Origin of the sequence: Kitasatospora sp. NPDC059571 (assembly GCF_042735675.1) — a bacterium.
GTDB lineage: Bacteria > Actinomycetota > Actinomycetes > Streptomycetales > Streptomycetaceae > Kitasatospora.
Window position 1 is genome coordinate 1 of sequence record NZ_JBHWBW010000189.1, and the last position, 13527, is coordinate 13527.

General features: G+C 74.9%; 9 protein-coding genes. 4 read left to right on the forward strand and 5 right to left on the reverse strand.

The window, feature by feature from the left end; translation table 11 throughout:
• Positions 1-54: 54 nt before the first annotated feature.
• The 4 genes from pyrE to ACFV0G_RS21160 form a co-directional block, all read right to left on the reverse strand.
• Complete coding sequence (gene pyrE / locus ACFV0G_RS21145) at positions 55-594, reverse strand: orotate phosphoribosyltransferase (protein WP_380549861.1); 540 nt, start codon at positions 592-594, stop codon at positions 55-57.
• 33 nt (positions 595-627) lie between these two features.
• Positions 628-1899 (reverse strand): SRPBCC domain-containing protein, encoded by a 1272-nt coding sequence (locus ACFV0G_RS21150; RefSeq protein ID WP_380549864.1) that lies wholly within the window; start codon positions 1897-1899, stop codon positions 628-630.
• Positions 1900-1962: 63 nt separating this feature from the next.
• A complete protein-coding gene (locus ACFV0G_RS21155) occupies positions 1963-3603 on the reverse strand; it encodes a spermidine synthase (RefSeq protein ID WP_380549867.1) in 1641 nt (546 codons plus the stop codon).
• A gap of 79 nt (positions 3604-3682) precedes the next feature.
• Positions 3683-4270, reverse strand: a complete 588-nt coding sequence (locus ACFV0G_RS21160) for a DUF2617 family protein (protein ID WP_380549870.1) — start codon at positions 4268-4270, stop codon at positions 3683-3685.
• Positions 4271-4771: 501 nt separating this feature from the next.
• Between ACFV0G_RS21160 and ACFV0G_RS21165 the strand changes: the two genes are divergently transcribed.
• From ACFV0G_RS21165 to ACFV0G_RS21175, 3 genes are all read left to right on the forward strand, one after another.
• A complete protein-coding gene (locus tag ACFV0G_RS21165) occupies positions 4772-8443 on the forward strand; it encodes a LuxR C-terminal-related transcriptional regulator (RefSeq protein WP_380549873.1) in 3672 nt (1223 codons plus the stop codon).
• Positions 8444-8644: 201 nt separating this feature from the next.
• Positions 8645-9190, forward strand: coding sequence for a hypothetical protein (locus tag ACFV0G_RS21170; RefSeq protein WP_380549876.1), 546 nt, complete (start codon positions 8645-8647; stop codon positions 9188-9190).
• Between the two features lie 83 nt (positions 9191-9273).
• Positions 9274-9972 (forward strand): SDR family oxidoreductase, encoded by a 699-nt coding sequence (locus tag ACFV0G_RS21175; RefSeq protein ID WP_380549879.1) that lies wholly within the window; start codon positions 9274-9276, stop codon positions 9970-9972.
• Between the two features lie 11 nt (positions 9973-9983).
• Here ACFV0G_RS21175 and ACFV0G_RS21180 read toward each other — a convergent pair whose 3' ends face one another.
• Complete coding sequence (locus tag ACFV0G_RS21180) at positions 9984-11627, reverse strand: alkaline phosphatase family protein (protein ID WP_380549882.1); 1644 nt, start codon at positions 11625-11627, stop codon at positions 9984-9986.
• Positions 11628-11930: 303 nt separating this feature from the next.
• Here ACFV0G_RS21180 and ACFV0G_RS21185 point away from each other — a divergent pair, with 303 nt between their 5' ends.
• The gene (locus ACFV0G_RS21185; RefSeq protein WP_380549885.1) at positions 11931-13337 is read left to right on the forward strand and encodes a hypothetical protein; all 1407 of its coding nucleotides are present in this window, start codon (positions 11931-11933) and stop codon (positions 13335-13337) included.
• The last annotated feature ends 190 nt before the right edge of the window (positions 13338-13527 follow it).

Here is a 13527-nt window from a genome sequence, read left to right on the forward strand (position 1 = left end):
GCCGCGCTCCGCGCGCTGCACACCGGCCGTCGCCGTGTTCGGGGGGAACGTTCCTCAGAGGCCCAGGTCGTCCAGCGTGTAGGCGGTGACGTAGGGCAGGCCGGCCTCCTCGATCGCCGGGGCCGCGCCGCGCTCCACGATCACCGCGACGCCGACCACCTCGGCGCCCGCCTCGCGGAGCGCCTCGACGGCGGTGAGCACGGAGCCGCCGGTGGTGGAGGTGTCCTCCACGGCCAGCACCCGGCGGCCCTTGACGTCGGGGCCCTCGATCCGGCGCTGCAGGCCGTGCGCCTTGCCGGCCTTGCGGACCACGAAGGCGTCCAGCTTGCGGCCGCGCGCGGCGGCGGCGTGCAGCATGGCCGCGGCCACCGGGTCGGCGCCCAGGGTCAGACCGCCGACGGCGTCGTACTCCAGCTCGGCGCTGGCATCCAGCATCACCCGGCCGACCAGCGGCGCCGCCTCCGAGTCCAGCGTGATCCGGCGCAGGTCGACGTAGTAGTCGGCCTCCCGACCGGAGGAGAGGGTGACCTTGCCGTGCACGACGGCCTTGTCCTTGATCTGCGCCAGCAGGGCGTCGCGGTCCTCAGTGCTCATGAGCAGCCAGTCTACGGGCCGACCGTCCTGCCGCTAGCGGCGGCGCAGGACGCGGACCAGCACCACCGCACCGCCCAGCAGCGCCACGCCGCCGCCGATCACCCACGGCATCGCACTGCGCTCGCCGGCTCCGCCGCTGAGCAGCTTCGGCTCCGCACCGCCCCAGCGGCTGGCCGCCCGGGCCCGGGCACTGCGCGACGGCGGCGTCGGCGCGTACCGGCCGTGCGGCGGCGCGTGGTCCACCTCCTCCGCCGAACGGCCGACGATCGACCGGCGCACCGGGCCGCTCAGCGCGGGCTCCGGCTCGTAGTCGAACGCCCCGGCGCTCTCCGGCTCCGGCCCGGGCAGCGGCTCGTCGTCGGTGAAGGCGATCAGGTCGGACAGGTCGTCGTCGAGATCGTCGGCGGCGCGGTCCTCCAGGTAGACGACGGTCGCGTCGGGGCCTTCCTCGGCACCCTCCTCGTCCTCCTCCGCCTGCTCCTCCTCGGCCTGCTGCTTCTCTGCCTCGGTCTCCTCGGACTCCGCTCCGGCCTCGGTCCCCGGCTCGGCTGCGGCCGCTGCCTCGGTGACCTCCTCCGGGGCCTCCGCCCCGGTCGCCTCGGCAACCTCCTCGACCTCGGCAACCGCTTCGACCTCGGCCACCGTGTCGACCTCGGCCACCGTGTCGGCCTCGGCCACTACGTCGGCCTCGGCAACCGCTTCCGCCTCGGCAGTCACTGGTGTCTCGGCGGTCTCCTCCGCCGCGGCGGCATCGGTGACCTCCTCCGCCTCGGCCACCACGCCGGCAGCGCTCTCCGGCTCGGGAGCAGCGGCGGCGGGCTCCGCCTCCTCGTCGGGCACGGCCTCGGCGACGGCGGCGACGGGGGCGCCCGCCTCCACGGCCAGGGCGGCGGTGAAGCGGTCCAGCAGCCGTCTGCCGGCCGAGGCCAGCGCGTCGGCGTCGAACTCCGCGAGGCGGCCGTCGGCGCTCAGGTCCCCGGTGAAGGCGAGCGCGCTGCCCTGGGGGTGCTCGCGCACCGAGATCCGCAGGGTGGCCGTGGCCTCCCCGGAGCCGCGGGCCTCCTGGCCCTCGGCGAACGCGGTCAGCACCCCCTCACGGCCCTCGATCAGCGACAGCGACCCCTTGTAGGTGATGGTGGCGCCGCCGACTCGCAGCTTCAGCCGTCCGTCCGTCTGCCCGTCCGCGCCCTGTCCGGACGCCGCGTCGGTGCTCAGCCCGGGCACGCAGCGGACCAGCAGCTCGCGGTCCTGGAGGGTCTGCCGGACGGCGGCGGCCGGCAGCGGGACGACAACCTCATGCTCCATACCGGCGAGCCTACCGACCCGGCGGCCCGCTGCGGAGGGTCGGCGCACCCGGAAGCGGGTTCCTCAGCCGAGCAGCCGGTACGCCGAGGGCGGTCGCGGCGGGCGCCGGGCCGCCAGACGGGCGGCCGAGGCCCGCAGACCGTCAGCGGTCAGCGAGCGCGGCGGCGGGGCGTCGCCGGCCAGGGCCAGCGCCGGGTCCCGCCGGCCGGCCAGCAGGAATGCCGCGGCGTCGGCCGGTTCGCCGGGGCAGGCCGGTGCGGCGGGGCGGCTGCCCTGGTAGGCGACGGTGTGCAGGCCGTCGGCGCGCAGGCCGGCCTCGACCGCCCAGAGCGGCCCGGCCGGGGCGCCGCCGCGTACGGCGATCCGGCCCCCGGGGGCGAGCCGCCCGGCGGCCAGCCCCAGGAACTCCTCGGTGTGCGCGGTGCGGTCCGACCCGGGCCCCGGGGCCGGCAGGTCGGAGAGCACCACGTCGTACCCGTCGTCGCGGCGCGCCTGCGAGCGCAGCCACGCCAGCGGCTCGGCGTGCACCAGCCGCACCCGGCGGTCCCGGTAGGACCCGCCGCCGAGTGCGGCCAGCGCGGGATCGGTGCGGGCCAGCTCGGTCAGCGCCGGGTCGGCCTCGACGACCAGCACCGAGCGGACGGAGGAGTGCCGCAGGACCTCCCGCAGGACGAGGCCGTCGCCGCCGCCGAGCACCAGCACCCGGGCGCTGCGGCCCGCCATGGCCGGGTGCACCAGCGCCTCGTGGTCGCGGTACTCGTCCGGCCCGCACACCGCGGGCCGCCCGTCCAGGAACAGCTGCAGCGGCGGGCCCGCCCGGCCGGGGGCGTCGCCGGCCAGCACGATCTCCTGGTGGCGGCTCTGCACCGCGAAACGGACGTGGGCCCCGTACAGCGCCTGGCGGGCCGCCCGTTCGATCGCGCCGGTGCAGGCTGCGGCGACGGCGAGCAGCGCGAGCACCAGCCCGCAGCCCGCCCACAGCAGCAGCCGGACCCGGCGCGGCTGCTCCTCGCGGAACAGCCAGAGCACCACGGCGGCGCCGGCGGCCGCGTTCACCGCGCCGGTGAGCAGTGCCCCGGCGGCCGGGCCCAGGGCCGGCAGCAGGAGGAACGGGAAGGCCAGGCCGCCGACCAGCGCGCCCACGTAGTCCGCGGCCGACAGATCGGCAACGGCGCGGCCGGCGTGCTCCCGGCGGACCCGCTGGATCAGCGTCATCAGCAGCGGGATCTCCGCCCCGATCAGCACGCCGATCAGGAACGTCGTGCCGATCAGCCCGGCGGCGGTGGCGCCGTAGCGGTCCAGCCAGGCCCAGCAGGAGTACAGCGCCAGCACCGACAGGCCGCCGGTCAGCGCGAGCGCGCACTCGACGAGGGCGAAGGAGGTCGCCGGGCGCCTGGTCAGCCGCTTGGCGAGCAGCGACCCGACGCCCATGGCGAAGACCATGACCGACAGCACCACGGAAGTCTGCGCGACCGAGTCGCCGAGCAGGGTGCCGCCGACGGCGACCAGCTCCAGCTCGTAGACCAGCCCGCAGGCGGCGCAGACGAAGGCGGCCAGCAGCACCAGCGGCCGGGCCAGCTGCCGCCGTGCCCCCGGCGGTGGTGCACCGCGGACCGGGGACGCGGAGGCGGCCCGGACACGCGGCCGGTCGCTCGCGCCGTCGAGCCCGGACCGGGTGGGCGGATCCGGAGAACGATTGATCATGAAGGAACGCTAGTGGGCGGGGACTGCGCTTGGCTGCACCCGTTCGGCGGACAGTGGCCCGTGCGGAGTTGACGGACAGTCACCGTTCTGCAGATGCGCCGCCTCTGGATGCCGGCGGCCCGTCACCGTGCGTGCCGTGCAGCACCAGCGAGGAGCGGGTGCAGACCAGGCGCCCCTCCTGCGGGTACGCGTGCCAGGTGCGCCAGACCACCCGGCGCTCCTCGCACTGCGCCACCAGCGCGGTGAACGCGCAGGGATCGCCTGGGAAGATGCCGGCCAGGCCGCGCGGATGCTCATCGACGAGCGCCAGCAGCTCCTGGGCGCGGGCCTCGAAGGTGTGCGGCGGCAGTGCCTCGATCCGCGCCGCGAACTCGTACTCCCAGCCGGCCACCCGCTCCGCCACCCGGGCCGGCAGCGGCATCTGCCGGCCGGGGAGGCAGGCCACCGTCTCCAGGCAGTCGCCCGGTCCGGCGGCCAGCACCACCTGGTGCGAGGCGCCGAGCAGCCGCAACTGCAGGGTGGCGCCCGGCAGGCCGCCGGGACGGCCGTCCAGCCCGTCGATACTCAGATCCCGCACGGCCAGCGCGGGCAGCGGATCGCCGCCCAGCCGCCAGGCGAGGTCGCCGGAGCGGGTGTCCGTGTAGGAGGTCTGCAGAGTGGTGAGCATGCTCGGCTCCGAGTTTCGAACTCCGTAGCGCGCCCGTCGTCAGCGTCCGGCCCTGCCGAGGTCGGTTCGGGGCTGGGCGGCCCGGGACGCGGCCGGCCGTGGAAGGAAGGATTCCGGCTGGAGAACTCAGCAGCAGAGAACCACGGATTCTCGCGTCGCGTCGGGGATTTACCCATGTTGGCGCAGCATTCACCGTTCCGGGTGCAGTTGCCCGACACGTCCGATCACGGGTGGTGCGTGCGCTGACCGCCCGTGCTGCACAACCACGCGCGTGCGCTGCATGCGCCGGTCGCGCGCCCCGGCGCGCCCGTTCTGCGAGGGTGACGGGAATTCGTCCGGATCTCCGTGCGGGGAAGGCTTGTTCCCCCCTTGCGCAGCCGTTCCTGCGGTCACGGAAATCACTGTGGTCCGTACCGGGACGATGTGGAATGATCCGCACGCGGCCCGTCGGAGCCGGCCCCAGGGGGCGCTCCGGGCCGTTCCGCTCTTTTCGCGAGGCCCATGGGGGGCATCATCAGAACTCGTCTCGGCGTCCTGACGGGCGCCGTCATCCTCGGTACCGCCGGCATACCGGCGGCCGCCTCCGCCGCGAACGCGGCGGCCACCGACCTTTACGTCAACAACGCCTCGGGCGCCCACTGCTCGGACTCCGGGCAGGGCACCCAAACGCAGCCGTACTGCACCGTCTCGGCCGCAGCCAGGTCCGTGCAGCCGGGCCAGACCGTGCACGTCGCCCAGGGCAAGTACCCCGAGCAGGTCACCCTGACCCGCTCCGGCACGGCCGACGCCCCGATCACCTTCGTGGGCACGGGCGGGAACAACTCGGCCCGGGACCAGGGCACCACCCTGGGCGTGAACTTCGACAACCGTCAGCACGCGCTCGTGCTCTCCGGTGTCCAGCACATCCGCATCAAGGACTTCGCCCTCGCCGGCGGTTCGTCCACGGTGGCGATCGACAACGGCTCCGACATCGCGCTGACCGGCAACGTGATCAGCAGCGACCCCATCCCCGGCTACACCGGTGTCGCGGTGACCGGCGCGTCCGAGGACGTCTCGGTGGTCGGCAACCGCGTCTCGGGCCTCGGCGGGATGGTCTCCGTCGGGCCGGGCGTCCGCGGCACCGTCGTCTCCACCAACGAGGTACGCACCAGCGGCTCGTCCACCGTGCCCGTGGTGGTGGACGGCGCCATCGACACGGTGGTGGTGGGCAACACCCTCTCCGGCTCCTGCAACGACGCCGTCTCCATCAAGGGGGCGGCCACGGGCACGGTCCTGGAGAACAACATCCTCTCCACGGCGGATGCGCAGAACCACGCCAACCCGCTCTGCTCCGACGCCCCCAAGTACGCCGGTCTGCGCGTCGACGCCCAGGCGGCGCCGGGCACCAAGGCGGCCTACAACGCCTTCGACTCCCAGGACGGCAGTCCCGCCTACAACTGGGCCGGCACGGACTATGCAACCGTCGCCGCCTTCGTCGCCGCTTCCGGCCAGGGCGGTCACGACGTGATCGGCAAGGTCGAACTCCCCTGGGACGGCGACTCGGGCACGCTCGACTCGCCGGTCATCGACTCCGCCGACGAGAACGCCCCCGGCATGCAGCCGACCGACGTGTCCGGAACGACGGCGTTCGACGACCCGTGGGTCACCGACACCGGCACCGGTTCGGGCCGCCGCGACCGCGGCGCCCGCGAACTGGTCGACTTCGGCACCCGGTACACCGCCGTCACGCCGAACCGGGTGCTGGACACCCGATCGGGCATCGGCGCACCGGCCGCGGCCGTCGCCCCCGGTGCCACCGTCGACCTGCCGATCGCCGGGCTGAACGGCCTCCCGTCGGACGGGATCACCGCGGTCACCCTGAACGTCACGGTCACCGACCCGACCGCTCCCGGCTACCTGACGGTGCACCCGCACGGCGCGCCGCGGCCGACCGCCTCCAGCCTCAACTGGACGGCGGGGAAGACCATTCCGAACCTGGTGACCGTTCAGGTCAAGGACGGCAAGGTCTCCTTCTACAACGGCAGCCAGGGCATCGTGCAGGTCGTCGCCGACCTGCTGGGCTACTACTCCACCCAGGGCGGCGGCTACACGCCGAAGAGCCCCGTCCGGCTGCTCGACACCCGTGCGGGCATCGGTGCGCCGAAGGCCCCGCTGAAGGCCACCGGCACCCTGGACCTCGCCGTCCCGGGCCTGCCCGCCGGGGTCACCGCCGTGACCCTCAATGTCACGGTCACCGCGCCGACCGACCACGGCTTCCTGACGGTCTACCCGTACGGTGCCGACCGGCCGACCGCCTCCAACCTCAACTGGACGGCCGGGCAGACGATCCCGAACCTGGTGACCGTCCCGGTCAAGGACGGCAAGGTCTCCCTGTACGCCGCCGGCGGCTACGGCACCGTGCAGGTCATCGCCGACCTGGCCGGGTACTACACGGCCACCGGTGGGGCGATGTTCCACGCCCAGGCGCCGAGCCGCGTCCTGGACACCCGCTACCCGTGGTTCGCCAGCGGCGTCGGCGAGTGGCAGCAGCCCGCGCCGATCGGCGCCTGGAAGGACCTCGGCCTGCGGGCCGCCGACCGGGCCGGCGCCCGCGGCGGCCACGCCGGGGCCGCGGCCGCCTACGAGCGCGCGGCCCGGCTCACCCCGGACCGCGACGGGCACACCCGCCGGCTCGTCCTCGCCGCCGAGGCGGCCACCGACGCAGGGGAGTCCGGCCGCGCCGCCGAACTCGCCGAACGGGCCAGGAGCCGGACCGGGGACCCGTTCGCCCTGGCGCTGATCGACCACGTCCTGGCCACGGCGGCGTTCCTGCGCGGCGACTACCCGGACGCGTACCGGCTGCTGCTGGACGCCGCGGCGTCGAAGGTCGAGGCCCCGCACGCGGCCCGGATGCTGTTCCAGGCCTTCCACGCCGCGTGGTACCTCGGCGAGGACGAACTCGCCGTCGTGATCGACCGGTTGGCGGCGCTCGCGATCGCCCCCGACGACCCGGTGGCGCCGGTCGCCGACTACCTGCTGGCCGGCACCCTGCCGCTGCTCGGCCGGCCCGCCCGGCCGCTGCCCGACGCCGTCGACGCCGTCGAACGGGCCCGCCGGGCCGGCGCCGACGTGCTGCGCGACCTCGCCCAGCTGAGCGGCAGCACCCTCATCCTCGGCCGCGACGAGGAGACCCACCGGATCACCGCCGACCTGGTCGCTGAGGCCCGCCGGGCCGGCGCCGTCGGACCGCTGCCCACCCTGCTGTTCTTCCACGCCGAGGCGCAGCTGTTCCACGGGCGGCACCGCGACGCCGAGGTGACCGCGGCGGAGGGCCTGGCGCTCGCCCGGGACACCGCCCAGCGCCAGTGGGTCAGCCAGCTCACCGCACTCCTCGCCCTGCTGGCCGCGCTGGCCGGCGAGGACGGGACGTGCACCGCGCTGGCCGCCGACGCCCTGGACACCCCGGGCCCGGCCCGGCCGCCCGGCCGGGGCTGGACGCTCTGGGCGCTCGCCCTGCTCGACCTGGGCCGCGGCCGGGCCGCCGAGGCACTCGACCGGCTGACCGGGCTCTGCACCGGCCCGCACCGGCACACCGTCGCGGGCACCCGGGCCGTCCCCGACCTGGTCGAGGCCGCCGTCCGGCTGGGTGCGCCGGATCGGGCCGAGGAACCGTACGCCCGCTTCGAGCGCTGGGTGGCGGCGGGCGGCACGCCCTGGGCCCGGGCCCTGCTGCTGCGCTGCCGGGCACTGCTCGGCCCGGACGAGCTCGCCGAGGCCGACTACCGGGAGGCGCTGGAGCTGCACCGCGCCGACGACCGCCCGTTCGAGCAGGCCAGGACGGCGCTGCTGTACGGGGAGTGGCTGCGCCGGGCCCGCCGCCGTGCCGACGCCAGGATCCGGCTGAGGGCCGCGCTGGAGGTGTTCGACCGGCTGGGCGCCCGTCCGTGGGCCGAGCGGGCCCGGACGGAGCTCGCGGCGGCCGGCGGTGGGACGGTCGAGGAGCCGGCGGCCGGACCGCTCGCCGCGCTCACCCCGCAGGAGCTGCAGATCGTCCGGCTGGCCGCCCGCGGCCTGAGCAACCGGGACATCGCCGCCCAGCTCTTCCTGAGCCCCCGTACGGTCGGCCACCACCTCTACAAGGCGTACCCCAAGCTCGGCGTGGAGTCCCGCCAGGAGCTCGCCGACCTGCTCTGAGGCCCGGTCGCCGAGGGCCCGGCCGAGCGCCGCGCCCCGCTCCCCCGTCGCGCCCCGTCCCGTGCCGCCCCGTCCCGTGCCGTGCCGCCGGGTGCCGTCCCGCCGGGTGCCGACGCGCGAGCCGAGCTGCCCCGTCGCGCCGAGCGCGTCCTTCCGGGTTATCAATGAAGCTGGACAGACCCGGACAAAAGGAACAGCGCCATGCCCGTCTCCAACCTCCTGGTGAGCCCGCCGCCGCCGCTGACCGTCACCGCCGACGGCTGCGCCCTGGTCGCCGAAATCGAGGACTACCTCGCCTCACTGCCGCCCGCCGCCCGCCGGCCCGTCCCCTACGTCTGCCCGCTCGGGCAGGTCGTCCAGCCGTGGAACGCCGACCAGCCGCTGCCGCACCGCACCGTCCTGGACCGGATCGCCCACCGCCCGGCCCGCCCGGTCGCCGTCACCGTCGCGGGGCACCTCCAGCTGACCTCCCGCTACCTCGCCGCCTTCGGCTGGCTTCAGGGCGCCCTCTGGGACAGCCGCGGCCGGGTCTGCCTGCTCGGCGCCCAGGCCGCCGTCCTCGCACACGGCTACGGCACCCCGCAGACCGTCCGCCGTGCCCGCACCCAGGTCATGGAGGTCCTGCACGCCGAAGGCATCACGGTCAGCTCACCGGACGTCTACAACGACGCCCCCACCACCCGCCAGGCCGACGTCCACCGCCTGCTCGCCTCCGCCGCCGCCCGCGCGCACGCCCTCCGCATCTGACGCCGGGAGCGGTACCGTACGGGCCGTCGGACGCGGCACTCCGCGGCCGGCCCGGAGGAGAGACACGAGCACGGGAGCGCGCGATGGACACCCCCGCAGCGCCGGTCGCCCTGGTCACCGGTGCCGCCCGCGGCATCGGCCGGGAGACGGCCCGTCAGCTCGCCGCACGCGGACACACCGTGCTGGTCTGCGCCCGCCGCACCGAGGACGCCGTCCGCGCCGCCGGGGCGATGCCCGGCACCGCCCTGCCGCACCGCCTCGACATCACGGACCGGGACGGCGTCCAGCGCCTCGCCCGCACCGTCGAGGCCGAGTTCGGCCGGCTCGACGTGCTGGTCAACAACGCGGCCGTCAACTACGACACCGGCGCCCGGGCCGCCGACGCCGACCTCGACGAGGTGCGCCGCACCCTGGAGACCAACCTGTTCGGCGCCTGGCTCACCGCCGAGGCGTTCCTGCCGCTGCTGCGCCGCTCCCGGCACCCCCGGCTGGTCAACGTCTCCAGCGAGGCCGGCTCGCTCGCCGGGATGGGCGGCGGGACGCCCGCCTACGGGATCTCCAAGGCGGCGCTCAATGCGCTGACCCGCAAACTCGCCGACGAACTGCGTCCGGACGGCGTCCTGGTCAACGCGGTCTGCCCGGGCTGGGTCGCCACGGACATGGGCGGCCCGGGCGGCCGGCCCGTCGCGGACGGCGCGGCCGGAGTCGTGTGGGCGGCGACGCTGCCCGACTCCGGCCCCACCGGCGGATTCTTCCGCGACGGCCGGCCCCTGCCCTGGTAGGTGTCGGGCGGTCAGCGCACCGGCAGGACCCGGGTGTGCTCCGCTCGGACGGCCTCCAGGTCGCGCGGGTCCAGCCCGAGCAGGCTCAGGATGGTCGGCGCGATCTGCTTGGTCTGCACCGGGGCCGCGGAGCGGACCCCGCTCGGGGTGCCGGCGCCCGCGACGACCAGCGGGACGTCCAGGTCGTCCGCGGACGCGCCGCCGTGCTCGGCGATCTTGCTGGTGCCGCCGGTGTACACGACACCGGGCCGGGTCACGCCGTAGAGGTCCGGGACCCGGGAGTCGCCCGGCCGGGCGCCGAAGTACTCGGCGGCCGCCCGGCCCGCGTAGACCTCGGCCAGGCCGCTGCGGGAGAACGCCTTCGGCCTGCCGGCGATGTCCGTGCCGCTGCCGCTCTGCGCGAGCAGGTAGTTCCGGGCGAACGCGGTGGCCGCCGCGGAGCGGTCGTTCAGCCAGAGCAGCATCGCGTCGTCGTCGACGGAGTGCGCCACCAGGTCGCCGGCCTGCGGGTGGAGCTGCTTCCAGGCCGCGTTGAGCCCGGCCAGCAGCGGCGCGTCGTCGATCCGGGTCAGCGCGGCCGGGTCGGTCGGCGACTGGCCGTGCTTGGCGGAGAGGATGACGGTGGTGCTGCCGTCCAGGTGCAGCCGGCGGAGCTCGGCGGTCAGCGCGCCGATCTCGCCGTCGACGAAGTCCAGGTTCTTGGCCACCAGCGGGCCCGGGGTCCGGTCCGCGGTGTAACCGCCGGTCAGCCCGTTCGAGGCGGGGAGCTTCTGCGCGGTCGACACCGACTGGAGGTTGAGGCCGAACACCGCGGGCGTCCCGACCCGGTGGGCCCGGGCATGGTCGTAGCCGTCGATCTCGTTGAGCACGGCCTGCACCTTGTAGTGGTCGTACTCCTCGGTGGCCTGGTTGTTCTTCGTCCAGTCCTTGCCGCCGGGGTAGTCGGTCGCCACCGAGTTGATCTCCGGGGCGAACAGGTCCTGGATGCCGTCGCCGGACGGGCCGTCGAGGATCTCGTACGCGGCGTGCTTGTCCGACCAGGCCGTGCGCAGGCCCGCGTCGCGGGCCACCTCGAACACCGTGTTGACCCGCAGGTAGGAGTGCGGCTGGACCGGGCGGCAGGTGCGCGGGTCGACCGGCAGCTTGGTCGCGTCGAGCAGGCTGCCCGGGCGGCCGGTCATCGACAGGATGCTGCCCGGCAGACCGGCCAGGCCCTGGCCGGCGTCCAGCGCGGCCGGGTCGCGGTCCAGGTCCTCGGTGAGGTCGACCTCCGCACCCGGGCGGACGCCCGCGCATGCGGTGGTGCCCGCCGGGAGCAGCGCGGCGTCGTAGCTGTCGTCGTAGTACACGCCGGTGGTGCCCGGGCCGCCGCCGGTCACCTGGGCGACCATGCCGGGGAACGAGTCGGACGGCGTCGTCGTCCGGGCCGCGGTGTACTCGACGCCGCCGCCGACCAGGCGCGCCAGCGCCGACTGCGGGTGCCGGGCGACGTACCAGGCCAGGTCCGACTGGTGCAGGCCGTCCACCGAGACCAGCAGCACGTGCCGCGCGGGCGCCCGGTGCCGGTCCGCCGCCCAGCCGGGAGCCAGGCTGCCCAGCGTGAGGGCACCGGCGGCCCCGAGGACGGCGATGAGTCGAACGGAACGTCGGTTCACGGAGTCTCCTGCTGCTCTCGACTGGCCCCCGGGCAGCTCAGGAATAGCGGGCCGCCGTGTACCACCGGCGGCGCCCGCCTGAACGCCACGGAACACCCGGCCGAGCATCCGTCGGGTGGCCGGCCGCCGACAGGTCGTCATGCCGTCGTCCGGCAGCCCCTCATGCCCCGGCGCCACCCCCGCCACCTGCGATGCGGATAACCCGAGCAGTTGTTCGTAGGCGTGCACTAGCATTCCCCGCGCCCGCCGAGCGTCGTTCGACCGGAACGCCGTCGGCGCGGACTCCCGAGGGAAGGGCACCACGTGAACAGAACCCGGGCCGCACGCACCCGTGCGGCCTTCGCCTCGCTCGCCGCGGCCGGCCTCGCGCTGCTCTCCGTCGCCGCCCCCGCGCACGCGGTCGGCGGCGCACCGACGACGCCGACCGACCTGTACAACGAGTTGCGGGCGTGCTCCACCGACCAGGCCGAGCCCGTGTACGTGGCAGGGCGCGCCGGCGTCACCGTGGAGGGCATCCCGGGCCACAGCGATCCCGGCGTCCGGTGGGTCACCGAGCAGTTCCGGGCCTGGCCGCTCTCCGACCCGTCGAAGGTCGTCACCGCCGATCGGGGGTACGCCTACGTGGGCAACGAGGCGACGGCCACCCTTGGCGGCTACAACGCCCCGCTGCTCGACGGCGAGACCTACGCCTGGCAGGCACGGAGCGTGGACGCGGACACCGGCGCCGCCTCCGAGTGGACGGCGCCGTGCTACGTGGCGACCGACGACACCTTCCCGAACGCGGAGCCGACCGTCAGCTCGCCGAACTACCCGCAGGGACGGGCGAACCAGGGCGGCGCCCCGATCAAGCTCACGTTCGGCGCCAACGGTGTGAGCGACGTCGCCGGCTACGCGTTCACCTGGATCGGCACGTTCCCGGTCCCCGGGGGCGCGTCGATCGGGGAGCACGGCATCCCGGAGTACCACGACCCGTACGAGACCAGCCCCAACTACTTCGCCCGGGCGGACTCCCTCGGCGGCTCGGCCACGGTGAGCGTGATGCCGCCCTACAACAGCGGGTACCTGGTCCTGCGGGTGGCCAGCATGGACCGGGCGTTCAACATGTCCCAGCCCACGACCTACTACATCTCGGTCAAGCCGGACGCTCCGACGGTCACCAAGGTCTCCAACTCGCCGCAGTACGGCAAGCAGGCCACCTTCAAGCTCACCCCCGACCCAGGTCTCCAGGCGGTGAGCCGGGTGGTCAGCTACACCGTTCGGCACCTCGGGAAGAGCCAGTCGCAGACCACCGTCAAGGCGTCCGCGAGCGGCATCGCCGAACTGAACCTCACGCTGGACGACCCGTACGGCGACGTGCTGCTCGTCACCTCCACCAGCGCCAACGGCTGGGTGAGCCAGCAGCAGTGGTGGAGCACCGACGGCGCAGACACCGCCCCGACCGTGACCTCGGACGTCTACCCCGAGAACGGCTCCGGCGGCGGCGCGGGCGTGCCCGGCACCTTCACCTTCACCCCGAAGATCAAGGGCGCGGTCAGCTACACGTACTCCATCAACTGGGGCGAGGCCACCACGGTGAAGGCCGGCGCCCGCGGCGAGGCGCAGATCTCCTGGACCCCGACCGACAGCGGCTGGTACGCCCTGGAGGTCTACGGCACCACCAAGGACGGGGCCCAGACCGCTCCGGCTGACTACTTCTTCACCGTCAACTGACGTCTTCCGGAACTTCGGAGGGGCGTGGGCCGCGGCCTGCGCCCCTCCGGCGTATCACCGGTGTCGTGGTGCCCACAGGCATCCGCGACGGCGGGCAGGCACTGGACCGTCGCGGGCGGGCCCCCGGCCGCTTCACAGCCGAGTGGTCACGCACAAAACGAGTGAGGGCCCTGCCGGATCTCTCCGGCAG

Bases quoted from the DNA above. Each gene is read 5' to 3' on its own strand.
- pyrE (WP_380549861.1), bottom strand. From the start codon at position 594: ATGAGCACTGAGGACCGCGACGCCCTGCTGGCGCAGATCAAGGACAAG.
- ACFV0G_RS21150 (WP_380549864.1), bottom strand. From the start codon at position 1,899: ATGGAGCATGAGGTTGTCGTCCCGCTGCCGGCCGCCGCCGTCCGGCAG.
- ACFV0G_RS21155 (WP_380549867.1), bottom strand. From the start codon at position 3,603: ATGATCAATCGTTCTCCGGATCCGCCCACCCGGTCCGGGCTCGACGGC.
- ACFV0G_RS21160 (WP_380549870.1), bottom strand. From the start codon at position 4,270: ATGCTCACCACTCTGCAGACCTCCTACACGGACACCCGCTCCGGCGAC.
- ACFV0G_RS21165 (WP_380549873.1), top strand. From the start codon at position 4,772: ATGGGGGGCATCATCAGAACTCGTCTCGGCGTCCTGACGGGCGCCGTC.
- ACFV0G_RS21170 (WP_380549876.1), top strand. From the start codon at position 8,645: ATGCCCGTCTCCAACCTCCTGGTGAGCCCGCCGCCGCCGCTGACCGTC.
- ACFV0G_RS21175 (WP_380549879.1), top strand. From the start codon at position 9,274: ATGGACACCCCCGCAGCGCCGGTCGCCCTGGTCACCGGTGCCGCCCGC.